Source organism: Chthoniobacter flavus Ellin428, assembly GCF_000173075.1.
GTDB classification, from domain to species: Bacteria; Verrucomicrobiota; Verrucomicrobiia; order Chthoniobacterales; family Chthoniobacteraceae; genus Chthoniobacter; species Chthoniobacter flavus.
In genome coordinates this window covers 244,038-268,902 of sequence record NZ_ABVL01000009.1, presented here as the reverse complement: position 1 = coordinate 268,902, position 24,865 = coordinate 244,038, and the positions used below count along the sequence as shown (strand labels likewise).

The 24,865-nt window shown below is 60.6% G+C and carries 29 protein-coding genes and 2 pseudogenes; 16 read left to right on the top strand and 15 right to left on the bottom strand.

Annotated features, from left to right (window positions below; genetic code table 11):
- From CFE428DRAFT_RS40525 to CFE428DRAFT_RS16655, 6 genes and pseudogenes are all read right to left on the bottom strand, one after another.
- The coding region (locus CFE428DRAFT_RS40525; RefSeq protein ID WP_272941120.1) for a GntT/GntP/DsdX family permease at positions 1-303 on the bottom strand (303 nt) is incomplete at its 3' end.
- Positions 304-361: 58 nt separating this feature from the next.
- Positions 362-478 (bottom strand): annotated as a pseudogene (locus tag CFE428DRAFT_RS41155) (hypothetical protein); the annotation flags it as partial.
- Positions 479-570: 92 nt separating this feature from the next.
- Positions 571-1,011 (bottom strand): hypothetical protein, encoded by a 441-nt coding sequence (locus tag CFE428DRAFT_RS16670; RefSeq protein WP_006980773.1) that lies wholly within the window; start codon positions 1,009-1,011, stop codon positions 571-573.
- A 58-nt stretch (positions 1,012-1,069) separates the two neighbouring features.
- On the bottom strand, positions 1,070-2,476 hold the full coding sequence (locus tag CFE428DRAFT_RS16665; protein WP_006980772.1) for a cryptochrome/photolyase family protein: 1,407 nt from the start codon (positions 2,474-2,476) through the stop codon (positions 1,070-1,072).
- Positions 2,477-2,636: 160 nt separating this feature from the next.
- Positions 2,637-3,248 carry a recombination mediator RecR gene (gene recR, locus CFE428DRAFT_RS16660; RefSeq protein WP_006980771.1) on the bottom strand — a complete coding sequence of 204 codons (612 nt, stop codon included), beginning with the start codon at positions 3,246-3,248 and terminating at the stop codon, positions 2,637-2,639.
- 161 nt (positions 3,249-3,409) lie between these two features.
- Positions 3,410-4,660, bottom strand: coding sequence for an adenylate/guanylate cyclase domain-containing protein (locus tag CFE428DRAFT_RS16655; RefSeq protein WP_157447547.1), 1,251 nt, complete (start codon positions 4,658-4,660; stop codon positions 3,410-3,412).
- Positions 4,661-4,877: 217 nt separating this feature from the next.
- Here CFE428DRAFT_RS16655 and CFE428DRAFT_RS16650 point away from each other — a divergent pair, with 217 nt between their 5' ends.
- From CFE428DRAFT_RS16650 to CFE428DRAFT_RS16630, 5 genes are all read left to right on the top strand, one after another.
- Positions 4,878-5,333: a tRNA (cytidine(34)-2'-O)-methyltransferase gene (locus CFE428DRAFT_RS16650; RefSeq protein WP_006980769.1), complete on the top strand. Its 456-nt coding sequence runs from the start codon at positions 4,878-4,880 to the stop codon at positions 5,331-5,333.
- A 59-nt stretch (positions 5,334-5,392) separates the two neighbouring features.
- Entirely contained in the window at positions 5,393-6,091 is a 699-nt protein-coding gene (locus CFE428DRAFT_RS16645; RefSeq protein ID WP_006980768.1) for an ABC transporter ATP-binding protein, read from the top strand.
- A gap of 39 nt (positions 6,092-6,130) precedes the next feature.
- On the top strand, positions 6,131-7,015 hold the full coding sequence (gene ilvE, locus CFE428DRAFT_RS16640) for a branched-chain-amino-acid transaminase (protein ID WP_006980767.1): 885 nt from the start codon (positions 6,131-6,133) through the stop codon (positions 7,013-7,015).
- Between the two features lie 201 nt (positions 7,016-7,216).
- Entirely contained in the window at positions 7,217-7,699 is a 483-nt protein-coding gene (locus tag CFE428DRAFT_RS16635; RefSeq protein WP_006980766.1) for a UvrB/UvrC motif-containing protein, read from the top strand.
- Between the two features lie 12 nt (positions 7,700-7,711).
- A complete protein-coding gene (locus tag CFE428DRAFT_RS16630) occupies positions 7,712-8,827 on the top strand; it encodes a protein arginine kinase (RefSeq protein ID WP_006980765.1) in 1,116 nt (371 codons plus the stop codon).
- A gap of 151 nt (positions 8,828-8,978) precedes the next feature.
- Here the strand turns inward: CFE428DRAFT_RS16630 and CFE428DRAFT_RS16625 are convergent, their stop codons facing one another.
- Positions 8,979-9,530, bottom strand: a complete 552-nt coding sequence (locus CFE428DRAFT_RS16625) for a hypothetical protein (protein WP_006980764.1) — start codon at positions 9,528-9,530, stop codon at positions 8,979-8,981.
- 269 nt (positions 9,531-9,799) lie between these two features.
- On the opposite strand from CFE428DRAFT_RS16625, the gene CFE428DRAFT_RS16620 reads away from it, so the two are divergent.
- Both CFE428DRAFT_RS16620 and CFE428DRAFT_RS16615 read left to right on the top strand, forming a co-directional pair.
- The gene (locus CFE428DRAFT_RS16620; protein WP_006980763.1) at positions 9,800-11,221 is read left to right on the top strand and encodes an FAD-dependent oxidoreductase; all 1,422 of its coding nucleotides are present in this window, start codon (positions 9,800-9,802) and stop codon (positions 11,219-11,221) included.
- Positions 11,222-11,444: 223 nt separating this feature from the next.
- Positions 11,445-12,053 carry a hypothetical protein gene (locus CFE428DRAFT_RS16615; protein ID WP_006980762.1) on the top strand — a complete coding sequence of 203 codons (609 nt, stop codon included), beginning with the start codon at positions 11,445-11,447 and terminating at the stop codon, positions 12,051-12,053.
- Between the two features lie 181 nt (positions 12,054-12,234).
- Here the strand turns inward: CFE428DRAFT_RS16615 and CFE428DRAFT_RS33855 are convergent, their stop codons facing one another.
- The 3 genes from CFE428DRAFT_RS33855 to CFE428DRAFT_RS38265 are packed head-to-tail and all read right to left on the bottom strand — an operon-like array spanning position 12,235 to position 13,467.
- Positions 12,235-12,708 (bottom strand): GNAT family N-acetyltransferase, encoded by a 474-nt coding sequence (locus CFE428DRAFT_RS33855; RefSeq protein ID WP_006980761.1) that lies wholly within the window; start codon positions 12,706-12,708, stop codon positions 12,235-12,237.
- Between the two features lie 44 nt (positions 12,709-12,752).
- Positions 12,753-13,181: a hypothetical protein gene (locus CFE428DRAFT_RS16600; RefSeq protein WP_006980760.1), complete on the bottom strand. Its 429-nt coding sequence runs from the start codon at positions 13,179-13,181 to the stop codon at positions 12,753-12,755.
- A 37-nt stretch (positions 13,182-13,218) separates the two neighbouring features.
- A complete protein-coding gene (locus CFE428DRAFT_RS38265) occupies positions 13,219-13,467 on the bottom strand; it encodes a hypothetical protein (RefSeq protein ID WP_042725137.1) in 249 nt (82 codons plus the stop codon).
- Here CFE428DRAFT_RS38265 and CFE428DRAFT_RS37445 point away from each other — a divergent pair.
- On the top strand, positions 13,454-13,834 hold the full coding sequence (locus CFE428DRAFT_RS37445; protein ID WP_202797448.1) for a hypothetical protein: 381 nt from the start codon (positions 13,454-13,456) through the stop codon (positions 13,832-13,834). The genes CFE428DRAFT_RS38265 and CFE428DRAFT_RS37445 overlap by 14 nt on opposite strands.
- Positions 13,835-13,924: 90 nt before the next feature.
- Here CFE428DRAFT_RS37445 and CFE428DRAFT_RS16590 read toward each other — a convergent pair whose 3' ends face one another.
- Together CFE428DRAFT_RS16590 and CFE428DRAFT_RS16585 are read right to left on the bottom strand one after the other, a co-directional pair.
- On the bottom strand, positions 13,925-14,143 hold the full coding sequence (locus CFE428DRAFT_RS16590) for a hypothetical protein (protein ID WP_006980758.1): 219 nt from the start codon (positions 14,141-14,143) through the stop codon (positions 13,925-13,927).
- Between the two features lie 146 nt (positions 14,144-14,289).
- Positions 14,290-14,529, bottom strand: coding sequence for a hypothetical protein (locus tag CFE428DRAFT_RS16585; RefSeq protein WP_006980757.1), 240 nt, complete (start codon positions 14,527-14,529; stop codon positions 14,290-14,292).
- A 90-nt stretch (positions 14,530-14,619) separates the two neighbouring features.
- Between CFE428DRAFT_RS16585 and CFE428DRAFT_RS16580 the strand changes: the two genes are divergently transcribed.
- The 7 genes and pseudogenes from CFE428DRAFT_RS16580 to CFE428DRAFT_RS16550 all read left to right on the top strand — a co-directional run bounded on the left by CFE428DRAFT_RS16580 (position 14,620) and on the right by CFE428DRAFT_RS16550 (position 21,567).
- Complete coding sequence (locus CFE428DRAFT_RS16580) at positions 14,620-15,084, top strand: hypothetical protein (RefSeq protein ID WP_131989847.1); 465 nt, start codon at positions 14,620-14,622, stop codon at positions 15,082-15,084.
- Positions 15,085-15,296: 212 nt separating this feature from the next.
- Entirely contained in the window at positions 15,297-16,193 is an 897-nt protein-coding gene (locus tag CFE428DRAFT_RS16575) for a hypothetical protein (protein WP_006980755.1), read from the top strand.
- A 323-nt stretch (positions 16,194-16,516) separates the two neighbouring features.
- Positions 16,517-19,004: pseudogene (locus CFE428DRAFT_RS16570) on the top strand (ATP-dependent Clp protease ATP-binding subunit).
- 126 nt (positions 19,005-19,130) lie between these two features.
- Positions 19,131-19,757: a DUF3239 domain-containing protein gene (locus tag CFE428DRAFT_RS16565; RefSeq protein WP_131989845.1), complete on the top strand. Its 627-nt coding sequence runs from the start codon at positions 19,131-19,133 to the stop codon at positions 19,755-19,757.
- A gap of 28 nt (positions 19,758-19,785) precedes the next feature.
- Positions 19,786-20,391, top strand: a complete 606-nt coding sequence (locus tag CFE428DRAFT_RS16560) for an MBL fold metallo-hydrolase (protein ID WP_006980751.1) — start codon at positions 19,786-19,788, stop codon at positions 20,389-20,391.
- Positions 20,388-21,002, top strand: a complete 615-nt coding sequence (locus tag CFE428DRAFT_RS16555) for a hypothetical protein (RefSeq protein ID WP_006980750.1) — start codon at positions 20,388-20,390, stop codon at positions 21,000-21,002. Before CFE428DRAFT_RS16560 ends, CFE428DRAFT_RS16555 begins: the two co-directional genes overlap by 4 nt.
- Positions 21,003-21,096: 94 nt before the next feature.
- Entirely contained in the window at positions 21,097-21,567 is a 471-nt protein-coding gene (locus tag CFE428DRAFT_RS16550; RefSeq protein ID WP_006980749.1) for a lectin-like protein, read from the top strand.
- Between the two features lie 18 nt (positions 21,568-21,585).
- On the opposite strand, the gene CFE428DRAFT_RS16545 is transcribed toward CFE428DRAFT_RS16550, so the two are convergent.
- Positions 21,586-22,212: a hypothetical protein gene (locus tag CFE428DRAFT_RS16545; protein ID WP_006980748.1), complete on the bottom strand. Its 627-nt coding sequence runs from the start codon at positions 22,210-22,212 to the stop codon at positions 21,586-21,588.
- A gap of 245 nt (positions 22,213-22,457) precedes the next feature.
- On the opposite strand from CFE428DRAFT_RS16545, the gene CFE428DRAFT_RS16540 reads away from it, so the two are divergent.
- The gene (locus CFE428DRAFT_RS16540) at positions 22,458-24,203 is read left to right on the top strand and encodes an endo-1,4-beta-xylanase (RefSeq protein WP_131989844.1); all 1,746 of its coding nucleotides are present in this window, start codon (positions 22,458-22,460) and stop codon (positions 24,201-24,203) included.
- A gap of 106 nt (positions 24,204-24,309) precedes the next feature.
- Here CFE428DRAFT_RS16540 and CFE428DRAFT_RS16535 read toward each other — a convergent pair whose 3' ends face one another.
- Together CFE428DRAFT_RS16535 and CFE428DRAFT_RS37440 are read right to left on the bottom strand one after the other, a co-directional pair.
- Positions 24,310-24,564 carry a ribbon-helix-helix domain-containing protein gene (locus tag CFE428DRAFT_RS16535; protein ID WP_006980746.1) on the bottom strand — a complete coding sequence of 85 codons (255 nt, stop codon included), beginning with the start codon at positions 24,562-24,564 and terminating at the stop codon, positions 24,310-24,312.
- 82 nt (positions 24,565-24,646) lie between these two features.
- Positions 24,647-24,865 (bottom strand): hypothetical protein, encoded by a 219-nt coding sequence (locus tag CFE428DRAFT_RS37440; protein ID WP_006980745.1) that lies wholly within the window; start codon positions 24,863-24,865, stop codon positions 24,647-24,649.

Here is a 24,865-nt window from a genome sequence, read left to right as displayed (position 1 = left end):
GGATGCGGAGGGAATGAGCCCGTGGGCCGTCGATAACCCGGCGGCCAGCGGAAGGCCGATCCGCAGAATGGGAGTCTTGGTCTCGCGAGCGAGGGCAAAGGCAATCGGGCCGAGCAGGAGTAACCCAACTTGGAAGAACACCGAAACGCCAATGATGAAGGCCGCCACCATCATTGCGTAGTCGACTCGTTCTGTACCAAAGAAACGAGTGATTCCCGAAGCGACTACGGTGGCGCCACCTGATTCGGCGAGCATCTTGCCCAGCATCGTGCCGAGGCCGATGATCATGGCCAACTGCGCCATCGACCACGTGCTTGGGTTCCATGCCTGCGGCCAGTCCCAGGAGCAGCGAAACGATGGTAATGGAGATGATCGCGTTGAGCTTGAATTTCGCGATGAGCAGGACGAGAGCGACGATCGCGATGGCTGCGACGAGCAGCAGCGCGCTAGGGGAGAGGACCGCGAGGGGTAAAAACATGGCGCGCAGTGCATAGCGACTTGCGGCGCGCGGGCCAATATTTCTTCGCGGTCGGAATGTTCAAACCACTGCCGGCTCAGCCGGACGGAAGCTCAATAATGCTCGTCGGCCCAGGTCCGTTCTTCGGGCGTCAGATCCTCTGGGCGCTTGGCCAGTTCGCGGGCATATCTGGCCTCGGCGGCTTGCTGGCGCGGAGTGGTGCGCCGGTGTGTAGCCTGCACCTGCCAGTAGTAGACGGTGTCGTCCTGGCGCGAGGCGCGGTGCGCCGGGGCGGGGGGGACGTAAGTCGTGGGCACGAAGTGCGATGTCGGTTGCAGGCTCGCCCGTGGACGCGGTGCGGTAGCCGCGGTGGTGGCGGCGGCTTCGTCATGCAGGACGACGGCCTGACCGGGATGTTCCTGCGACTTTAAAGCGATGAAGTTGGCCCGAGCCTCTTTTTCGAGTTGGCGCTGGTGGGAGGCTTCCCGGTCCTGCGGCGTGATCGCGCAACCGGCAAAAAGAATGGCGAGAGCGAGCGGGCAAAATTGCTTCATCGGCGCACGCTATGCAGTTTGCGGGGCGTGTTGCAAGGCGGGAACGGTTGTATGTGGTTTACCGGAACATTTCCAAGGCAACGTCGCGCTCGCGGGCGTGGTCGACCATGGGAAGCGGGTAGTCCCTGGCCAGCGCTTCACCCTCCTTCGGCGGCGCGCAGAGCTGCCCCGCCGGGACGTCGCGCAATTCGGGCACCCAGCGTTTGATGTAGGCGCCTTCGGGGTCGAAGCGCTTCGACTGCGACCACGGATTCTGGATGCGGAAATACGGCGCGGCATCGGTGCCGGTGCTGGCACTCCATTGCCAGCCGCCGTTGTTGCTGGCGATCTCGCCGTCCACGAGGTGGCGCATGAACCAGCTCTCGCCGTGCATCCACCAGACGTGCAGGTCCTTGGTGAGAAACATGGCCACGATCATGCGCACGCGATTGTGCATGAAACCCGTGGCGGCGAGTTGGCGCATGCCGGCATCCACGATGGGGAAACCCGTTTCGCCGCGGCACCAGCGTTGGTAATCCTGGCCGCCGTCCTTTTTCTCCGGCCGCCAGTAATCGCGCCATTTCAGGCGCCGACAGTCTTCCTGGAATTCGTGATCGAGTACCTGCGGCCAATGCCAGAGCACCTGCAGGTAAAATTCGCGCCAGATGAGTTCGTTGATGAAAATGCCGATGTTGCGCTGGTGCGCCGCGGGCGCCTTTTCCGCGGCGCGAGCGCATTTGGCGTAGACCTCGCGGATCGAGAGCGTGCCGTGACGCAAGTCTTGTGAGAGCCGCGAAGTGCCTTCTTCCGCAGGGAGATCGCGCCTGGTTTGGTAATGGAAGATCGGGCCATCGAGGAAGCAGCCGAGGCGTTTGCGCGCGGCGGCTTCGCCGGGTTCGAGGATGGCAGCCTCGCCCACGAGCTTCCACGTGTGGAGCGTGGGCAGGGGATCGCTCGCGATGTGAGGCGGAGTGGAGAGCTTGGAAATGGCGCGGGTTGGTTCCGGCTTGTCGAGCTTGAGCCAGGCCTTGGCGTAAGGGGTGAAGACTTTGAACGGCGAGCCGCCACCGGTCAGGACTTCGTTGCGCTCGTGCAGCGCGATGTCCTTGTACGGGTGGAGGCGAATGCCGAGATCGCGCGCGATTTTGGTGAGGCGTTCTTCCATCGCGCGACCAAAGGGATCGGGATCGCGATTGAAGTAGATGGCCTCGGCTTCAGTTTGCTGCACGAGCTTTTTCAGCACGGCATCCGCGCGGCCCTGTCGGATGATGAGTCGGCCACCTTTTGCTTCGAGGTTCCTGGCCAGCGAATCCAGGCAGCCGCAGAGAAAGGCCTGGCGGGGCGCTCCGCACCAGCGGTGCTCGGCCTTCCATTCGCTGACGATGTAGACGGGCACGACCTGATCGTGCGCCGCGGCGGCCGCGGCGAGGGCGGTGTTGTCCGTAATGCGCAAGTCGCGGCGGAACCAGTGAATGGCGGTGCTCATTTCTGCGAGCTTTTACGACCGCGAACAGGCGAAGGGATGCCTTATTTTAGGCGGAATCGATTATTCGCATCATAGGATGCAATGTGGCAGCAACATCCTTCCGCTTGCGTTGGAGGATCAGCGGCAGATGCCGTGGCCACTACACTTCCAGTGGTGCCACCTAGCCTTTGACCGCCGTCCGCCCGGCCAAGGCACGGCTCAGCGTGAGTTCGTCGGCTTGTTCGAGGCCGCCGCCGGCCGGCAAGCCTTGCGCGAGGCGGGTGACGGTCACGGGCAGCTCACGCAGCAGGGTGGCGAGGTAGTTGGCAGTCGCTTCACCCTCTACATCCGAGCCGAGAGCGAGGATGATTTCCGAGGGCGCTTCCGCCTTGATGCGCTCGATGAGTGCGTCGATCCGCAATTCCTCCGGACCGACGTGATCGAGTGGTGAGATCCGGCCCCCGAGCGCATGATAGCGCCCGAGGAAGACGCCTGTCCGTTCCAATGGCAGGATATCGGTGGGCTGCTCGACGACGCAGATTTGCGCTGCATCGCGCGTGGTATCGGCGCAGATTTCGCAAAGAGTATCGGTGGTGAAGAACCCACAGCGCGGGCAGGCATGAATGCTCTCCTGCACCTCGCGAATCACCCGCGAGACTTCCAGCGGCCGGGCATCCCGCGACTGCAGCATCCAGAGCGCAATCCGCTCCGCACTGCGCGGCCCGATGCCGGGCAGGCGCTTGAGCTCCCCGATGAGGGCCTGGATCGCGGCGGGATAGGCGATACGCTTCATGGGGATGTTGAGAGTTGAGGGTTGAGAGTTGAGAGCCGCGTCATTGCCTGCGAAAGCGGGTCACCGATCAACGATTCAAAACAGCGATACCGAATGGTGAGAAAGTACGGATTCACGAACGATGGCTCTCAACTCTCAACCCTCAACTCTCAACGTCCCAATCACAGTCTCGAGTTGCTCCAATCGAGCGCGGGGGTGCCGGCGCGGAGTTGTTCGATGCGGCGGATGTAGAATTCGACCGGACCATCCGCGCCGCTGGAGCTGCGGGCGCTATGGAACATGCCGAGCGCGTCGTCCCAAAGCTGTTCGCGGTAGTAGATGACGCCCTGCCAGAAAAGATCGCGCCGCTCGAGGTCTTCGAAGGACAGCACGTCCTTCAGGGCGAGCAGTTCGTAGATTTCCTCGCGGCCGCCATCCTCGTAGCGCTGGATGAGTTCCATGGGGCGCACTTCGATCGCGGATTCGGAGGCTTGAAAACTATTCGTGCTCAGCAAAATGCGGGAGCCGTAGATGAGATTGGCGCGGCAGAGACGGCGCGCGAATTCCACCGGTTCGCCGGCCACGCTGAAGGTGCCGAGGCGATTCGAGCCATAGGCGGCGATGACCATCTCGCCGGAGTTCACGCCGATGCGGAAGTCGAACATCTGCTTCCACACGCCGTGGCACTCGGCGTTCACTTCATCGAGTCGCTCGGTGAGGGCGAGGGCGGCTTCGCAAGCGTCACGGGCGTGGTCGGGATTGGCCAGCGGTGCTCCAAAAACCACGCGCAGGCTCTCGCCGTCGCACTCATCGAGATAGCCGCCGCGTTCCACGAGGAAGTCCGCGGCATTGCGCCGGAAGGAATTGGTCAGCGCCACGTAATCGGGCGCGGTGAGGGCGGCCTCGAGTTCGTCGTGATTGAAGATCTCGCAAACGAGCACGCTGATGTCGCGGCGTTCGCCCTCCAGATTGAGCGGCTCTGAGGAATTGAGCAGCGCGTAGAAGGTCTTCGTCGAGACGCGGTCGCCGAGGATCTGGCGCATCACCCGCTTGCGGCTGCCCACCTCACTGCGCGAATACATGATGCCCGCGGCGAAGCTCAGCGCGATGGCCACCAGGCTGGGGAAGGGTGAAAAGAAAATGCTGAAGAGCCGCAGAACCCAGACCATGCTCACGAGCTGCAGGAGCGCGCCGGCGGCGACGACGGCTTTCAGGGAATTGCGCGGAATATCGATGGTCGTCCACGCAATGGCCAGGGCGAAGAAGATGAACAACGGATACTGGAGCGCCCGGTTCCAAGCCGGGATGTAGCCCTGCATGGTGAGATTCGCCAGCGCGACGTCGCTCGGCACGAACAGGGTGCCCTCATAAAGGCAGATGACCAGCACGGCCACAAGTAAGCCGATGATGAGAGTGACTTTGAGATAACGCACGGGGTAACAGGGCATCTAGCACGCAATCGTGGGGGCGTGCAACGGAAGAAAGGGTGAAGGCGGAAGGATGAAGGATGAAGAAAGCAGGGGCCCGATGGATACGCCGGATGGCCTTTTCAGGGCGTTGCCTCCGTTTCGCTCTCTCTGAAGCAGGAAGTCCGCTGGAGGCGGCATATTTCTCTTCATCCTTCATCCTTCCGCCTTCATCCTTCTCTCTGTGCTCCACGTTGTCCTCGTCGAACCTGAAATCCCTCCCAATACCGGCAATATCGGACGGCTTTGCCTGGCTACGGATACGCATTTACACTTGGTGAAACCACTGGGTTTCTCCCTCAGTGACAAGGAGTTAAAACGTGCCGGTCTGGATTATTGGAAAGATGTGCGGGTGAGTGTCTGGGAGTCTTACGCCGAACTGCAGGCCGCCCAGTCGGCCGACGCGCGCTACTTTTACCTCACGACCAAGGTCCAGCGTCCTTACTGGGACGAACAGTTCCGCGACGGCGATTTCCTCGTCTTCGGCCGCGAGACCAAGGGCCTGCCCGAACCGCTGTTGGAGAGCAATCGGGACCGCTGCCTCACTATTCCGATGACCCCGCAGACGCGCAGCCTGAATCTGGCGACTTCGGTGGGCATCGTGCTTTATGAAGCGGTAAGGCAATTGCGGAAGAGTTGATAGTTGATGGTTGATAGTTGATAGCCACCCACTCACCTTCCAAAACGCTTTCGCAAACAGTGTCTCTCTCAACTCTCAACTCTCAACCCTCAACTACTCCCCATCTGGTCGCCCGCGACTTGCGTCGCTCCTTCGATCTCGGCAAGCGCAAGATCGACGTGCTGCGGGGGATCAGCGCGGAGATCCAGAAGGGCGAGGCGGTTTTCCTTTGCGGAGCGTCGGGGGCGGGAAAGACGACGCTGCTCTATACTCTCGCCGGCCTGGAACGGCCGGAATCCGGCACGGTGGAATTTGAAGGCACCCGTCTTTACGAAGGCGGCGAGGCCACGCAGGCCCGCATCCGCAATGAGCGGATCGGCTTCGTTTTCCAAGGCTACTTCCTACTCCCGGAACTCACCGCGCTGGAAAATGCCATGATGCCTTCCATGATCGGCCGCAAGATCCAGCGCGCAGCCGCTGAACAGGCCCTCTCCGACGTCGGCCTGGCCGAGCGCTTTCACCATCTGCCCGCCGAGCTCTCCGGCGGCGAACAGCAGCGCGTGGCCATCGCCCGCGCGCTCATCAATGATCCGAGCATCATTTTCGCCGACGAGCCGACCGGCAACCTCGACTCGAAGACCGGGGAGGGGATCGTCGAATTGCTCCTCGGCTTGGTGCGCCAGCGCGGCAAGACGCTGGTGGTGGTGACACACGATGCCCACCTTGCTACCCGGGGCGACCGGCGCCTCGAAATTCAAGACGGCCTGTTGGTAGCTTGAATTCGGCGCGGTACGCTGGCACGTTGCCCCCCTTTCTCCATGCAGCAAGAACTCCAGATCTACATCGACGGTCAATTCTACCCCGAACCCGAGGCGAAGGTGTCCGTCTTCGACCACGGTCTCCTTTACGGCGACGGCATTTTTGAGGGCATTCGCTTTTACAATGGCCGGGTCTTCAAGCTGACCGAGCATCTGGAGCGCCTGTGGGATTCCGCCCGGGCGATCATGCTCACCATCCCCATGACCATCGCGGAGATGGAAGCGGCCACACTGGAGACGATTCGCAAAAATGGTCTGAAGGACGGCTATATCCGCCTGCTCGTGACGCGCGGCAAGGGCAACCTCGGCCTCAGCCCGGACCGTTGCCCGAAGGCCTCGGTCATCATCATCGCCGCCACCATCCAGCTCTACCCACCGGAGGCCTATGAACGCGGCATGACCGTGGTGACCTGCGCCACCCGCCGCATGGCCCCGGCTGCGCTCAGCCCCGCGGTGAAATCGCTCAACTACCTCAACAACATCATGGCCAAGATCGAGGCGAACATCGCCAAGGCCGACGAGGGTCTGATGCTGAACGAAGAGGGCTACGTGGCCGAGTGCACGGGCGACAACATTTTCGTCGTGAAGCGGGGGGAGATTTACACCCCGCCGATCTATGCCGGTTCTTTGCGCGGCATCACCTGGCAGGCCGTGCTCGACATCGCCACGGAACTCGGCTTCAAGGTGAACGTGCAGCAGATGACCCGCTACGACCTCTACACGGCGGACGAGCTTTTCCTCACGGGCACGGCGGCGGAAGTCATCGCGGCCGTGAAGCTCGACAACCGCGTCATCGGCGACGGCAAGCCGGGATCGATCACGAACAAGATCATTGCCCGTTTCCGCGAGGTAGCCCAAAGCACAGGCACGCCCATCTATGCCTGAAGCACCGGAGGGATGCGCTCCCGCTTCTTTCGCTCTTTCGCAAGTGCTGCCGGATGCAGAAATCAGGGAATGCGCAGGAGCCCCTCGGCAAGCTCGGGGCCTCGAGCCCGTCGAGACGGCGCGTCCCTCCGGGAATCCGTACCTTCCGCAAGTTGACGCCAGCCTCGAAAACAACGATTGATTAGATAGAATCCTGCCATCATGCATTGCGACGTTTGCAAAACGAATCAAGCCACCGTTTTCCTCACGCAGATCGTGGACGGAAAGATGCAGAAGGTGAATCTCTGCGAGGCTTGCTCGAAGGAAAAAGGCGTGACCGATCCGACTGGTTTCGCCCTCGCGGATCTGTTGCTCGGCCTCGGTGCCGCGCAGGAGATGGAGCGTGGCGGCACGGTGCAGAAATGCCCCGCCTGCGGCTTCAGTCAGGCCGATTTCAAGAAGACCGGGCGCCTCGGTTGCGCCACCTGTTACACCACTTTCGCCGATGGCCTTGCGGCGTTGCTGAAGGGCATGCACAAGGGCACCGATCATGTCGGAAAAGTGCCCGCGCGCCTGGCCAAGAGCATCGAGCGCGAGGTCCAGCTGAAAACCCTGCAGCGCGACCTGAAGAAGGCTGTGGCGTCCGAGGATTACGAGTCCGCCGCCACCCTCCGGGACCAGATTCGCCACCTCGACGTGGACTAAGAAGAGAACGCGATGGCCATCCACAATATCCTCAATAACACCGGCGAATGGCTGCGCGGCGAAGGCCCGCATCACCAGATCGTCGTTAGTAGCCGCGTGCGCCTCGCCCGCAACCTGAAGAGCTTTGCCTTTCCCGGCTGGGCGAAAAAGCACGAGCGCCTGCAAATCCTCGAGGCTATCAAGCCCCAGGTCGAGGCCCTCACCGAGATGAACGACGCCTTCAGCGTCTACTCGCAGGATCTCTCCGCGCTGGAGAAGCAAGTCCTCGTCGAGCGTCATCTCATCTCCCGCGAACACGCCGCGAAAGGCGTCGGGTCCGCCGTGGTGATGAATCGCCGGCAGACCCTCTCGATCATGATCAACGAGGAGGACCACCTCCGCATGCAGGCCATCCGCGCCGGCCTGCAACTCAAGAGCGTCTTCAAGATGATCGACAAAGTGGACTCCGCGCTGGAGGAGCGGCTCGACTACGCCTTCCACCCGAAGCTCGGCTACCTCACCGCCTGCCCCACGAACGTCGGCACCGGCATGCGCGCCTCGGCCATGGTCCACCTGCCCGCGCTCGTCATGAGCGAGCAGATCAATCAGGTCATCCAGGCCGTGAATAAGATCGGTCTCGCCGTGCGCGGTCTCTACGGCGAAGGCACTGAAGCGCTCGGCAATCTTTTCCAGGTCTCCAACCAAACCACCCTCGGCGAGAAGGAGGAAGACATCATCGCCCGGCTGCATAAGGTCATCGAGCAAATCATTGAGCACGAGCAGAACGCCCGGCAGATGCTCTTGCAGAAAAAGCCGAACACGCTCCTCGACCACATCGGCCGCGGCTACGGCATCCTGCGCCACGCCTATTCCATGAACTCGAAGGAAGCGCTCAACCTGCTTTCCTTCATGAAGCTCGGCATCGACCTCGGCTTCTTTCCCGAGGGTTGCCGCCAGCCCATCGACGAGCTGTTCATGGAAACCCAGCCCGCGCATTTGCAAAAGGGTACCCAGCAAAAGCTCGCCGCCGACGAGCGCGACAGCCTCCGCGCGGAAATCATCCGCGCCAAACTCAACGAATTCCCACGTCCCGACGTGGGCCTCCCGCCGACGAGCAGCGCGCCCGATGGGAACGGGTCGCAGAATTAGGCTGAGCCGATCTCACGGAAGGATTCAGTTAGTGGACGGCTCCTCGTATCGCGGAGCGATCCTTGCCTGTAGCCGTGGACTTCAGTCCACGGAAGCTTCGCCAGCGCCTCGTCGCGGAGCGACGTTTGCTGCTCTGGTTACCGCGTGGCGGCTAAAGGTCGTCGTAGGGGTAAAAGCCCTCTTTGACATCGATCAAGGCCTTTGCCGCCGCTACTTTGCGGAAAGCTTCTGGTGGATAGATTTGCGAGTAAACTGAATCTGGCAACGTTCGACAGACATCGTAATCGCCATGGCGATAGCGCGGGACCTGCAATGTTTTGAGCTTGTCCGTGGCATTGTCGAAATCCGTTTTGGTCTTCGTTCCACGACGCAAGATATTGATCGCGTCTGTTCGCTCCTTCAGCCGCGCTTCATACTCTGCGTCGGCAAGTGGTAGGGAGTATTTAAGCGTGATCACATAATTTTGGGCCGGACCTTCCTTTTCCAATGCTTGCTCGGTCACCGTGTCTGCGAAATCAGGAGGAGCAATAGCCGGTCGCGACATCACGCCGACCATATGGACTTTGAATACGGACTCAATCCGAATGAAGTCCTCAGCCTCGACCACTAACCAATCAGAACCCAGTAGCTTTCGAAGATCCTGTGCGTCATCGTGTATTGGATAAGGATTTTTCGCGGATGCATGAGCGGCCAGGATCAGCATTAGAAGCAACGAGAGAACACGCATAGGACGGGCAGGCGATTGGCGCCTTCGGTTTCCGCTCAATGTGAAGCGAGATTCCTTCCGATTGTGGAGGAAAAAGGACCGCGGATTGCACAGATTCCCTCGTTCCCTCGTTCCCAAAGTTAGCGAACTTTGGGAACGAGAGTGAAAACGAGATCGACGGTGAGGTGATGTCTCGCGCGAATTGGAGGGGAATCGGCTGTGAACTGAAATGTCCAATTTTACGAATTTGAGCACTTATTAGGGGTATGCCTTCTTCGCCATTCTCCTCCGGCAACGATTTCACCCGTCGCGCATTCCTGAATACCGCGCTGGCAGGCGCCTTGGTAGCGCCGCGATTGGCAGCGGGCGCCGAGGCCACTGCGGCACCGGGCATGTTCAGCGAACCGGCGCGGGAACTCACGGCGCGTGACGATGCGGACGTCATTGTCTGCGGAGCGGGTCCGGCGGGGATTGCGGCGGCGATCACCGCGGCACGGGCGGGGGCGCGGGTGCGGTTGTTGGAGGTGCATGGCTGTCTGGGCGGTGTGTGGACGGCGGGGCTTCTCACTTACATTTTCGATTTCAATAAACCGGGGATCACTGCGGAGCTGAAGAATCGGCTCGACGAGCGTGGCGCTCGGCGCAGCACGCGCGAGGATAATTTCGTCTACGAGCCGGAGGAGATGAAAATCCTCCTCGAGGAATTGTGTCTGGCCGCCAAAGTGAAATGCCAGCTCCATACCCGCGTGGTGGCGGCGTATCGCGACGGACGACGGCTCACGACGATCGTCACGGAATCCAAATCCGGCCGGGAAGCATGGCGCGCACCAGTCTTCATCGACACCACTGGCGACGGCGATCTCGGCGCGCTGGCCGGTTGCGGCTGGGACACCGGGCAGTCGCGCGATTGTCCCTGCCAGCCGATGACCCTCAACGCGCTCGCCGTGGTGAAAGACGCCGCGGCGCTGGGTAACTTCACCTCCTTCTATCACGACTCCACCCGGCACATTCCCGCGGTCGAGGCCTTCAAGGCCGAGTTGGCCCGCGCCGGGCTCAAGACCTCCTACGGCAACCCGACCCTCTTCCAGGTGCGCGACAATCTCGTGATGCTCATGATCAATCACGAGTACGGCATCAAGGCCTTCGACTCCGTGGCGATCACCGAGGCGACGATGCGTTCGCGCGCGGAGGTCTTCAAGGTGATGCGCGGCTTGCGCTCGCTCGGTGGCGTCTGGGAAGGCATCCAGATCGCTGCCACCGCCGAGCAGATCGGCGTGCGCGATGGCCGACGCATTCACGGGCGTTACACGATGACGAAGGAAGACCTTCTCGAAGGCTCGCGTTACGACGACGCTGTGGCGCGGGTGACCTTCGGCGCGGATATCCATGCCGCCGATTCGACCACCAACGACAAGGAGACCATCTCGCACGGCGGTTTTAAGACGAAACCCTACGACATCCCACTGCGCGCCCTCATCGCCAGGGATGTCGATGGCCTGATGATGGCTGGCCGCTGCATCAGCGGCGACTTCATCGCGCACGCCAGCTATCGTGTGACGGGCAACGCCGTCGCCATGGGCGAAGCCGCCGGGGCCGTGGCCAGCATCGCCGCCCGGAGCAAGCGCTCGCCGCATGAGGTGGAATGGAGCGAGGGTGTGGCGCTGTTGGCGAAGGTCCGGCAGGTATAAGCCCCTGCAGTGCCAACCTGAAAAGTGTACGCAACGTGCGTAAATTTTTTGACCACGGATTTCACAGATTCCACGGATTGGAGGTCGCCGCGGATTCTTCAATCCGAGAAATCCGTGGTTCATCTCCTCCTCAATCGAAAACCGTTTGGTTGCGGCTCGGCCTCGCTGTGAAGGCCGCAGCGTTTGAACACAACTTGCGGACGCATGTCACACACCGCCGACTATGCGCCTGCTTCTGGTCATCGTCGTCGTTCTCCCGGCCATCGGCTCACTCGCCGAGGATCTGCGCTCCAGCGACGGCACGATCTATCACCACATCAAGGAGGTGAAAGCCGAGCCGGATGGGCTGCTCTTTGTCTACGACAAGGGGATCGCGAAGGTCGATTTCGAGAGACTGTCTCCAGAGATGCAGCGGCGGTTCGGTTACGACCGGCAAAAGGCTGCCGTTTATCGAGCCCACCAAGTTGCGACCGTGCAGGAAAATCAGCAGATCGTGAGAGTCCACGAGGAGAAGGATTTGGAGCGCATTCGCAAGATGGTGGAATCCGGTGCTTCTGGGGATGAATTGATGTACAGTGGTGGCTTGGGTTCGGGGACTGCTGCGCGATATACCCGCCAGTTGCAGCGCGAGATGGAGGCCAAGCAGGAAACAACCATTGCCGCCGCGCGCCAGCCACGCACTTTCTGGAATGCGCCCTTCTGGCAATCGCCGGTGGTCCAGGTCATCGGCGCTGTCCTCCGCGGCGCAGCCGGTGGTGGCGGTCGTGGCGGCTTCGACAATCATCGTGGCTTTAGCCAGGACTTCGACGAGTATCGCCGAGGCGGAGAATGAACACCCGCGCGCCGTACGCGTTCGGTGGCGGTGCCCACGACGGCGGCGCTACCCAGCACCGCCTGCGAATGGGGCCAGCCTTGGAGGATGAGCTGGGCGATGACCTTGTGGCCGCGTCGCAGATGAGGGGCGCCCATTCCTGCTTACCTGCCTTAAACTCTCTGCCGTCTCGACGTTGACCTCACAGCCGCTTGCGCAGGTTGATCCGGAAGGGCGTGAAGCCTGCCTGCCTGGCGATTTCCAACATGCGGTGATTGCCGGTGTGGACATTGGAATTTAGGAAGGTTGCGTCGACGGACCGGGCCCAGTTTTCTCCCTCGGTCTTGAAGTGCCGTGCGATGCCGAGGCCACGATATTCGGGATGCACCCACAGGGCCACGATGTGCGCGCCGATCTGTTCCCATTCTTCGAATCGTCGCACGATGTGCAGGCCGACGATCTCGCCCCGGTGCAGCGCGATGCCGGAGTAGCAGTTATCCGGCGTCTCGGTCTTCCGCGCGGTCTCCATGTAATCCGCGAGGAAGGCTTCGGAGCGGCGCGTGAAGTATTCGTTGTGCTCGAGTGGGATTTCCCAGAACAGACGCAGGTAGGTGCGCATCTCCACGTCGTTGGAGTAGTCGAGAGTTCGAAACTCGATGTCCTGCAGGTTCATCATCTTGGCGGTCTCGGCGGAAAGGCCCCGCCGCGTTCCAGTGGCCTCTATCCTTCCGGGATCAAGGCCACACACAGCACCGTACCGGAAGTGGCGTCGAGATACACAGCGAGACTGTGCATGTTGCCGTAGGTGAGCACCCAGATGTCGCCGGTGGATTGGGCGAGGGCGGCCTGCGAGCCGAAGAGCGTATTCTTCGCGATCGCGGAGACAAACTTGGGATCGGTGAAATCGGCAATGTCGTCATGCGACTTGCGGGCGACCATGAGGAACTGTGAATCGCGCATCGTACGGATGAGCTTCGCCTTATCGGCCGGCGCGGCTTTGGCGATTTCGCCATCGCAAGCTGCGCGGAAACGCTCAATGGCGGCCTCGGCCGTGGCCACGGAATCGGCCGCGTGAGTGCGGAGCGGCAGCGCTACGAGCAGCGCGAACAGAGGAGGGACGGCGATTTTTGGGAGGGCAGTGAAAATCATGCGGCGGAAGGGATACGCTGCTGGGATCACACCACTTCTACGGGCAAATGACAATGAGGCCGGGGATGATTCGTTTACTTGCCAAGTGCCGCAAGCAGCCCAACGTTGGCTTTCGACTCCAGTTTTTTTTGAAAAACCCGCGTCGCCAGACCGGCGTGGGATCCTTAACCAGAACAAAACAATGAAAGCGCCAAGACGATTCCTGATCGCAGCGATCGCTGCGGTTGCGCTGGTCATCGGCATGCCAGCGCAGGTTCACGCCCACGGCGGTGGTGGCGGATGGCATCGGAGGTGGGGGATGGCATGGGGGTGGGGGATGGCATGGGGGTGGGGGATGGCATGGGGGTGGGGGATGGCATGGGGGCGGCGGACACTCCTACTACCACGGTGGTGGTCATTACTATCACGACGGCCATTTCCACGGCTCGCGAGTCTTTTTCTCCGGCTATTACCCCTACTATTACCCGTCATACTATTATTCGTCGTACTACCCGTACGATTATGATTACGGGTATCCTTACTACGGCTACGGCTACGGATATCCTTACTACTACGGGTCGGGGGTGACGTTCGCCTTTGGTGGGCACCGTTACGGCCATTACTATGGCTACCACAGCCATTACTACGGCCACTACCACGGGCATCATCACTAGGTTGAATTGGGGTCAAACTGGCATCCGAGGAGCATCGCTTCGCGAGAAGAAGAACCGCCGTCGCGAACCTCAGATGAATGTCGATTCAGCCTAGCGGTAGCCGTAGACGGTGATTTTGGAGTCTTCGATGGTGTATTCCAATCCGATGCTCCGGGCCAGTTTGGATATCTCCTCGACGGCGGACGACCTCACCCATTCGACGAAGACGAACAATTCCGGGCCATCGGGACTGTCGACGTAATTGGCGACCGGAACCCAAACTCTCGTCGCGCGATACGCTTCGCTTTCGTAAAGGAGTTTTAGTTGCACGGGAATTTCCAATCGTTCGATTTCCGCGAAGAATTCTCCCCACTTGGTGTCGTTGGCGAGACGGGCGAGGTGACGTCCCTCGGCGAGTCTCCTCGCCCGGGCACGTGCTTGAGATCGGCCATGAGAGTTTCGAGGAATATCCGGCGTTACTTCTCGATGACCCACCCACCGTGCACCGCCCAGTTGTGGACGACGTCGCCCTTGTCGTTGATGAGAGATAGGCGGTGCGTGCGGATTTCATCGACAGTGATGACATTGCCGCCGCCTTTGGTCGCGCCGAGCAAAGTCAGGCCGAGGAGTGCATAGAGCAGTGCGAGGAGCAATCGATTCTGGCGTTCGACGCGATGCAGACGCGTTTCGAGTAGGGCGAGGGTGGGCGTGTTCATATGCGGAAGCAGTCGTGATAAGGGCTGTCGTCACCGAAATTTAACCTGACACTTTTCGCCGCTGGCTGCCATCCTCCGCGCTCCATTTTTATGAATCGCTCTCTTCGGATTTTCTGCTGCGCAATGATGGGTCTGCTGATGCTGCCACTGACGACTCAGGCGGAGACTTGGTCCCAGGAAGCGAAGCGGATTCGCAAGGAAGCCGATGTGGTGGCGGCACGCTCGAAATCGTTCGAGATTTTGCCCGATTGCGAGCTGACGGAGAAATCGGTGAAAGCCGGCGCGACGTTCAAGGACAAGGGCGAGCGGGTGATCGCACGTCACGCGCAAGTGCGCGTGGAATTGCCGGTCGCGAAGGTGAAGGGTGCCGTCATCTACAAATATCGCTCGCGCGACGTGGACTATAACGGCGAACCGGCGTGGACGGGCCGGTGGAAGCAACCGTGGGCAATGGGATTTTTCAATTACACGGTGACGGCGACGTACAAGGGCAACGTGTATGTGCGGCATTTCCGGGTGAGTCGGGATGGAGTAGTTTCCAACGATCCCGCGTAAATCGGTGGGGATCGGGGCCCGATTTCGGGTTAGGCAGGATCCATCCATTTTTCTTCCGGGGTTTTCATTCGAGGAACGTTCCCAAGCTTGACTCCGGAGAGGTCAGCGCTGGCAAGGCTAAACCCTCAAATGCGGGAAGCGAACCGGTGAAAACGCAGCGTCATGCCAAAAGCCCACCATGGCGGGACGGAGAGAATGAGGCATGTTGCCGGATGCGTCTACTCTCCGTCTTTGCGGTTCCAGTCGTCGCCTTGCTCTTTGCGAGGGCAGCCCGCGCGGAGGAAGTCGTCGTGCCGGGCGGAAAGCTGGATGTTCAATACACCAGTCCGCCCGCTTCGGCGCTCCAGGAATCGGCGGCGAAATGGATCCAGAATTCCGCGCGCGCCGTCGCGAAGTATCATGGGACGTTTACTATCAAGCGGGCGATCCTGCGCATCACGTTGACCGATGGGCACGACGTGAGCGACGGCTACACCAATGGTTGGAATGGCGCGATCATTACCATTTCGTTGGGGCGCAAGGCGACCGCGGGGGACCTGGCGGAGGACTGGCAACTCACACACGAGATGCTGCATCTCGGGTTCCCGAATCTGCCGGATCGGCACCACTGGCTCGAGGAAGGGATCGCGACGTATGTCGAGCCGATCGCCCGCTGCCGGGCCGGATTGCTCCCACCGGAGCGGATCTGGAGCGACATGGTGGAAGGGATGCCCCAAGGGGAGCCGGAAGCGGGGGATCGCGGGCTGGATCACACGCACACTTGGGGACGGACCTATTGGGGCGGGGCGCTGTTTTGCCTGCGGGCGGATTTAGAGATTCGGCGGCGGACAGGGAATCGCTTCGGGCTCGAGCACGCCCTGCGGGCGATTCGCGAGGCGGGTGGAAACATCGAGAGCGCCTGGAATATCGACCGGGTCATTGCCATCGGCGATGCGGCCACCGGGGTGCCGGTGCTGCGGGAGCTCTACGACGAGATGAAGGCGAAACCGGTAAAGGTGGACCTGCCAGCCCTGTGGAAAGAGCTGGGCGTGGTGCGGCACGGCAAGACGGTGAGCTTTGACGACCATGCACCGCTGAGCACCATCCGCCGGGCGATCACGAGTGGCTGAGACCGGTCGTGCAGAAGAGGCGGGCAGCCGTTCCGCGTGTTCGTTTTACGCGCCAAATTGTCCGCTTTGGCTGTCCCTATCTTCGCATATCTGCGCCAAATAGTACCGATTCGCGCCCGGACAGATGGCCGGTTTTCGTCCTATTACGAAAAATTTTCAGAGGCTTCGACCGACCCTGGGTCGAAAATATTCTCTTGAAAAGCCCGGTCCTATCTTGCGCCCGACGCGTATTCATTTCAAATTGGGGGTGTTCCCGAGATCGCTGCGGCCTCCGCGACACGCGAGGAAGGCGGCGGGCACGGAGAACGCTCTAGTCAAAAATGATGAACAACTTCACACCGCGTGCTCAACAGGTCCTGGCGCTTGCCCGCAAGGAAGCTGACCGGTTTAATCACAACTATGTGGGGACCGAGCATCTGCTGCTCGGCCTCATTAAGCTCGGGCAGGGTGTCGCGGTCAACGTCCTCCAGAAAATGGGGCTCGACCTCGAAACCGTGCGCATGGAAGTCGAGAAACAGGTCGGAAGTGGACCTGAGACAAAGATGGTGGGGAACATTCCTTACACACCGCGTGTGAAGAAAGTGCTGGCCCTGGCCGGCAAGGAAGCCAAGTCGCTGAACCACTCGTATGTGGGCACCGAGCACATCCTGCTCGGCCTGCTCCGCGAGGGTGAAGGCGTGGCCGCGCGCGTGCTGAAGAATCTCGAAGTCGACATCGAGCGCACCCGCAACGAGATCCTCAAGGAACTCGACCCGAATTTCACTCCGCCGGAGGCGGAACAGGAACAGCAGCAGGAACCGCAACAGCGCGGGGGCAAGGAAGTGAAGACTCCCGCCCTGCGTGCCTTCGGCCGCGATCTCACCGAGCTCGCCAAGAAGGGCGAGATCGACCCGGTCATCGGCCGCGCGAGCGAAATCGAACGCGTGATCCAGGTGCTCTGCCGCCGCACGAAGAACAACCCCGTCCTCATCGGCGAAGCCGGTGTGGGCAAGACGGCGATCGTCGAGGGCCTCGCCCAGGAGATCTCCAGCGGCAACGTGCCGGAGCTGCTCCGCGACAAAAAAGTGATCACCCTCGACCTCGCCCTGATGGTCGCGGGCACGAAGTATCGTGGCCAGTTTGAGGAACGCATCAAGGCGGTGATGGACGAGATCCGTCGCACCAAGAATGTCATCCTCTTCATCGATGAGCTCCATACCATCGTCGGCGCCGGCTCGGCCGAAGGCGCGATGGACGCCAGCAATATCATCAAGCCTGCGCTCAGCCGTGGCGAGATGCAGTGCGTGGGCGCCACGACGCTCAACGAATATCGCAAGTATATCGAGAAGGACGCCGCGCTGGAGCGCCGCTTCCAGCAGGTGAAGGTTGAGGCCCCGAGCGTCGAAGAGACCATCCTTATCCTTAAGGGCCTGCGTGGGAAGTACGAGGCGCACCACAAGGCGAAGTTCACCGACGATGCGCTCGAACAGGCCGCCAAGCTCAGTGACCGTTATCTCACGGGACGTTTCCTGCCCGACAAGGCGATCGACGTCATGGACGAAGCGGGTGCTCGCGCCCGGATCGGCGCGATGACCCGTCCGCCGGACGTGAAGGAAATCGAGAAGGAGATCGAGGACATCCGCGGCCGCAAGGAAGGCGCGATCAAGGCCCAGGACTTCGAGAAAGCCGCCGCCTTGCGCGACGACGAAGAAGAAGGCCAAGGAAAAGCTCGAGCGCATCCTCACCGAATGGCGCGAACAGCGAGAAGAGAAGGAAGTCTTCGTGACCGAAGACGACATCATGCATGTCGTGTCCAAGTGGACCGGTGTGCCGCTCAACCGCATGGAGCAGGCGGAAACGCAGAAGCTCCTCGCCATGGAAGGCGAGCTCAAGGGCAAGGTCATCGGCCAGGACGAAGCGGTCATTGCGATCAGCAAGGCCCTGCGCCGCAGCCGTGCGGACCTCAAGGATCCGCGCCGCCCGATCGGTTCGTTCATCTTCCTCGGCCCGACTGGTGTGGGTAAAACCTTCCTGGCGCAGACGCTCGCCGAGTTCATGTTCGGCGATCGCGACGCGCTCATCCAGATCGACATGTCGGAGTACATGGAGAAGTTCACCGCTTCCCGGTTGATCGGCTCGCCTCCGGGCTATGTCGGTTACGAAGAGGGCGGTCAGCTCTCCGAGGCCGTGCGGCGCCGCCCGTACTCGGTCGTGCTCTTTGACGAAATCGAGAAGGCGCACCCTGATGTGATGCACCTCCTGCTCCAGATCCTGGAAGAGGGCAAGGTGACCGATTCACTCGGCCGCAAGATCGACTTCCGCAACACGATCATCATCATGACTTCGAACATCGGCGCTGAGTTGATCAAGAAGTCGACGACGATGGGCTTCGGTGCCATGTCCACCAAGGACGAGCAGGCTTACGACGTGATGAAGGACAAGATCCTCGAAGAGGCCAAGCGTGTGCTGAAGCCGGAGTTTGTAAACCGTCTGGACGACCTCATCGTCTTCCACACGCTGGGCAAACCCGAGCTCCTGCAGATCGTCGACCTCGAGATCAAGAAGGTCGCCACTCGCATCAAGGGCAAGGATATCCACCTCGCCCTCGACGAGAAGGCGAAGGAGCTCCTCATCGAGAAGGGCTACGACCCGGCCTATGGTGCGCGTCCGATGCGCCGGGCGGTGGAACGTTACCTCGAAGACCCGATGGCCGAGGAAATCCTGCGCGGCAACATCAAGCCCGGCGACACCGCCGAAGTCAGCGCCGACAAGGGCAAGCTGACCTTCCACGCGAAAACGCCGATCAAGGAAGAACCCGCCGGCGCGAGCTAAGGCCGAAAGGGGTTGCCACAAAAGGCACAGAAATCACCAAAGGGACCGCAGCGATGCGGTCCCTTTTTTGCTGCCAAGCAAGACCAAACCGTGTAGCCGAAGATCGCTCTTGATCCCTTCCCGCACATGCCTACTCCACGTCGTATGGATGCCAAGACCCGCGACAATTCCACGTACGCCACGCTGCCCGGTCAGTGCCACATTACCCGGGCGGATTATGCGAGATATTTCGGGCGCTCCTTTGTGGAACGGAGGTGGCGGTACCTGAGCAGCTTTCTGCCCTTTGCCTGGCACCGAATTCCTCTGCTAAATGGGGGCCTGAATTGGCTCCGGATGAAGGAGTGGTTTCAATACGGAGACACGAACCCTACCATCGTTCTGGATTCAAAACGGCGGCTCGTCGCAACCTACACCGCCCTCGACACGGGCCTGCAGCATCGATTTACCGTGATCCGAGTCATTGGCGAAAAGCTGCAATTGATCCGTGGCGGGGTGCACGATGGGCAGCGCTTCGCCAGCGTTTCGAGTTATCGGCGAGGCAAGGATTCCGAGAGATTGGGCCGCTGGGAAACCTTCACGCCGATTGTCATCGACTGCATGAGCCGCGACGCGGAGCTGTGTGAGAAAATGAAGGCGAGAATTCCTGCGTCGCATTGGACCGCGTTGGAGATCGGCTTGAAACAAATCTCGCATCCGCCCAAAGCCGGCTTGTACGATATTGTGTTACCCGAGGATCTCAGACGATTGCTTTGAGGACTCGCGTTCTCATTACATCAGTGGAATGTCGAAATCCTGCGCTGACGAATTTCATCAACTCCGTCCCGATCTCTTCCTCTGGCAGGCTTATGAGAAGGCGGTAAAGACCGACCTCACGTGCTGTGCGTGCCGCACGGAAAAAGGGTTCGTCTTCGTCGACCCCATCCCGCTGCGAAAAGACGCGGAAGCCGAGTTGCTCGCCATCGCTCCTCCGCGCGCAATCATTCTCACCAGTGGCAATCACGAGCGCGCTGCGGAGGATTACCGAAAGCGCTATTCTATTCCCATTTATGCCCATGCAGATGCGGCGGCGGAGTTCTCCCTCACGCCCGACCACACTGTGGCCGACGGCGACACGGTGCTCGACGAGTTCACCGTCCTCACCATTCCGGGCGCGGCTGCGGGCGAGATCGCCCTGCACCGGGGCGACGCCGTTCATCTGGGCGACGCGCTCATCCATCTCCCGCCGTATGGTTTCGCCTTGTTGCCCGACAAATATTGCACCGATCCCAAGGAAATGCGTCAGGCCTTGGGAAAACTGTTGCGGATTCCCTTTGAACTACTGACATTCGCGCACGGCCTGCCGATTGTGGCCCACGCCCGGCAGCGCCTCGCCCAGCTCCTCGCATGAATCGTCGTTCCATCCTCGCATTTTTCCTCGTTGGCTCCGCTGCCATCCTGCACGCGCAGGATAAAGCCACGCCCAAGGGTTCCAAAGCCGACAAAGGCGAGCCGAAGGTGCTGACCTTCCAGTCCACCAAGCTGCCGGATGTGGTGGCCGACTCCGGTGGCACCCCCGGAGAGACTGCCCAGCATGCAACGGCCAATCCCATGGCGGACGGCCCTTCGCAGATCGTCGCCAATTTCTTTGCGGCGCTGGAGGGCGGAAAGATCGATGAGGGTTACGCGGCGCTGACGAAGGATTCGAAGATTGCGGAAAAGCCCGACGAGTTGAAACAGCTCAAGACCAAGACACGGGAGGCTATCGAGGTTTTCGGCGCCATTGTCGGTTATGACTTCGTCGAGGCGCACGCCGTGGGCGAGCGCCTTGTGCGGGCGACCTACGTTTCGCAGGGCAAAGTCTTTCCCCTGCGTTGGCGCTTCTATTTCTACAAGCCCGAGAACTCCTGGCGCCTCATCGACATGCGCGTCGACGACAAGCTCACCGGCATTTTCGACGAAGCTGCAGAAGTCGGGAAACCCGACGACCTGAAAGCGCCGGGCGCTTCGAAATTGCCGTAGCGGGTAGCCTTGGAACTCATGGAGTTGCCGGCGCCTTCGAAACAGGCGCATTGCCGTTGTGAGTCACCGGTTCAACTCTTCCCTCCTGAAACCCATGCAAATCTCGACCGCCACCGTTCTCCTTTTCGTTATTGCCGGCCTTCGTCCGGTGATCGCCGAAACGCCGCCGGCCAAGCCGCCTCTCGGTGTTCCTGCCGACGCGCGATACTTCAATCACCACTGGTACCGTCTCTATCTCGACAAAGCGACGTGGCGTCAGGCTAGGGGGCGTTGTGAGGATTTGCATGGCCAGTTGGTGGTGATCCCGGATGCCGCGACGCAGGACTTTGTCCGGAAGGTCGCGGATGGCCGGCAGATCTGGCTCGGCGCGACCAACGAGCATTCGCAGCACGGCAAATACAAATGGGTCGATGGTACGGACCTGACCTTTCAAGCCTGGGACCACGGCCAGCCCAGCGGCGGTAACGAACACTTTCTCGAGATCTGGAAAAAGGATGGCTCGTGGAACGATGGGGTGCTCAACGACGCCTACGTGGTGGGCTACATCTGCGAGTGGAAGGGATAGTGGAGATCCGGTCGGAGTTCAGAAGTCCTTCAAACGTTCGCTGATTTCGCCTTTGGTCTTGCTGGGTTGCTGATCGAGAAAGCGTTGCCACCAACTCGAACGGATTTCGAGTGAATGACCGCTCTTGTCGTCTTGCATGGCCACCGCATCGCCGGAGCTGAGGTTCCACTTTTTGGAATCCTGCGGGCCTTCTTTGAGATTCCATTTGCCGCCGCGTCCATTGAGTCCCATGAGAGTCTGGATTTCCTCGGGCTTCAGTGGAGCGCCGTCGTCGTTGGAATAGCGTTCGGACTGGCTCTTCTCGTCGAGGAAGTTCACGACGATGGTCATCCCGTTATGATGATAGGTGCATTGGAAGTCGCGGGTGCAAATTCCGTTTAGAAATTTGGCCGGTGAACCGTAACGCGCCTCGAGACGCTCGGGCGATTCCCCAAGCCTCGCCTGCAATGGTGCGGCGAGGATGAACCACATTCCCACGAGGAACGATAAGACGGCTCCTCCGCCGCAGCTGCGTAGGGCGTGGCCTGGCTGGCGCCGCCGGCAAAGGGCTTGAAGAAAGGAGGCGATTTCACAGTAGGCACCCTCGGGGAAGGGGATGCGTTCGCTTTCATCCGTCGAAAGCAGGAGGAGTGTTTCATTATCCATTGCGGGGGCGGCAGCTTTCATACGTAAGCATTTCGATAGAGCGGAATGATCCACTCGTCACTTTAACGGGGACATCATCCGTTCTTAATCCCTACGATTGGAACACCGCGGCGGGTCGTATGTCGCCGCGGTTTTGATCGACACGAAGTCGTGCTTGCGTGACGCGATTCTTGGGAGTCGACAAAATCCGCGCGCGCTCATTGCATTTCCATCGCCTTTCGGCCGAACCTCGAAATTCACTTGCTTTGAAGACCTCCTGCTTCCTCGTTACGTTCTGCTCGCTCAGCGCCGCTATGCTTTATGCCGCGGATATTTCCTCGCCGTGGGGAGTGGCCACTTCGGCCAGTGGCATGGGCAGCGCTGGGGAGTGGATGCCGCGTCTCCACGAGATCGGCATCGGGACCGGGCGAGCTTTTCCGGAATGGCCGTCGATTGAGCCGCGCCAGGGCGAGTGGCATTGGGATCGGGCCGATGCACTGGTCCACGCGGCGACGGCCAATCATTTCGAAGTCACCGCGGTGATGATGGGCAAAGTGCCGTGGAGCAGTGAGAAAGGGCACACCTTTCCGATGAGTGATCTCGCGGGTTGGTCAGAGTTCTTTGGGCAATGCGTCGCTCGCTACAAGGATCGCATCCACTACTGGGAGGTGTGGAACGAAGGCAATGGTGGCTTCAATGACGGGCATCACACCGCGGCAGATTACGGCCGGTTGGCCGCGGCGGCTTACGCGGCGGCGAAGAAAGCGGACCCGACCACGCAAGTTGGACTGACGACGGCGAGTTTCGATCCAGCGTATCTAGAGCATGCGATCCTGGCCCAGAAGGAGGCTGGTACCCCGGGTCAGTTTGATTATCTCTGCATTCATCCTTACGAACTGGCCGACGGCATTGGTCGACCGAATGGCGAGATCCCTTATTTATGGATGACCCATTTGCTGCGGGACGAGCTCAAGGAGAGCGCACCGGACAAAGCAAACGCCGATATCTGGATCACCGAAATCGGGCGCAACGTTGCGCATCGCAAAGATCAATCCGTCGCCGAGCACGAGGCGGCGACGACGCTGGTGAAGCTGTATGTGATGGCGCTCGCGCAGGGGATTCATCACGTGCAGTGGTTCGAGGCGCAGGACCCGGTGGGCGAGGAACCGGGCTTCGGTTTGCTTAAGCGCGATGGCACCACGCGGGCGACGTATCAGGCGTACCAGACGATGATCGCCACGCTCGGTCCGAAGCCGAAGTATCTCGGCTGGGTGGCGCTGGGGGAGGATGGGCGCGGCTATGGTTTCGTGTTTCAAGGACGCGAAACGCCCGTCCTTGTGGCGTGGAAGGCGGCTGGTGATCCCGATCAACAGCTCACCTTTCCGGCGAATGTCCAGGTGCGCGCGCTATCGGATTATGCCTCCAAGGCGCTGGAAGGTGGAGACGCCATTACGCTTGGGGATGAGCCGGTTTTCGTGAGCAATTATCCCGCTTCTCTCACCGGCCCGGCGGAAGCGAGTCGCGAAGAACCCTTCCCGTGGGGCGGCGACTTCTCCAAGGCCCACACGGTGAGTGTTGATCTCGGAGCGGCTGTGCCGAGCGCCGGTGTTTTCCAAGCCGGTCCGCAGACCAATGCCATCCAGACATTCGCCGACGGTACCCGCGGCTTGTTGGTCGGCGCGAACCAGGGGATGCGCTTCCACGTGCATCCCTCCTTCGCCTCGATTCACCAGCGCGAGTACTACGTACGCGTCACGGTGCGCCGCGTCGCGCCCGGGAACGTCGGCATGAACCTGCACTACGAAGTCGCCGACAGCCACGGCGGCTCGCCCTACCACAACGTCGGCACCTGGTTCAGTGTGAAGGACAGCGAGGGTTGGCAGACTTTCACCTGGCACGTGAAGGACGCCTGCTTTGCCAAGATGTGGGGCTACGATATCGCCCTTGTGCCTGAGCAGTCGCAGCCGTTCGTGCTCGGAAAGGTAGAGGTGAGCACGGAGCTGTTACGCTGAGGCAGGGTTTATTCGGTCTGGGGGGAGTCGAGAAGGCGGCGGGGGAGATATTCTACCTGTCGAGCGATGTCGGTGAGTGACTCCGGTGTCTGAACGAAACGGAAACTCACCACGTGGCGTGTTTTTTGCGCAACGAATCGATGACCTGATCCACAGTTGCCTCATTCCATGCCATACGGGGGCTATCGATCGCCTCAAGGAGCAGTTGGTCCACCTTGCTACGGTCCATGGATTGAAACAGATCCTCGCCTTGCCACGAAGTGAGTGCGGCTACCACGACCGCTTCGGGAGTGTCGAACGCGCCCGACTTTAGCTTCGCCTGAACGAAAGATTCCAACTCATTTGGGATCGTAACCGTCATGGAAGGCAAGGTGCTTTTCCCAATCGGACAAGTCAAATGCGCAATGAGCGCGGGGACGTCTTCGAGAGAGACGCCTGCTGGCTCAGAACGGCGAGTGCCAGTAATAAAGACTGGGGATCAGGCGATAGTGGATAATCGTGGCGAGCGTGGCTACGGCAAATGCGCCGTAGATCCACCGGTCCCGGCCGTCTTTGGAAGTGAAGGCCAGGCAGACGAAGAAAAACAGGACGAGATAGAGCGCTTTCAAGTCTGGCGTTGTTTTGGAAGCACCGTCCCGCGGATCGTAAAGCGATAGCGCCAC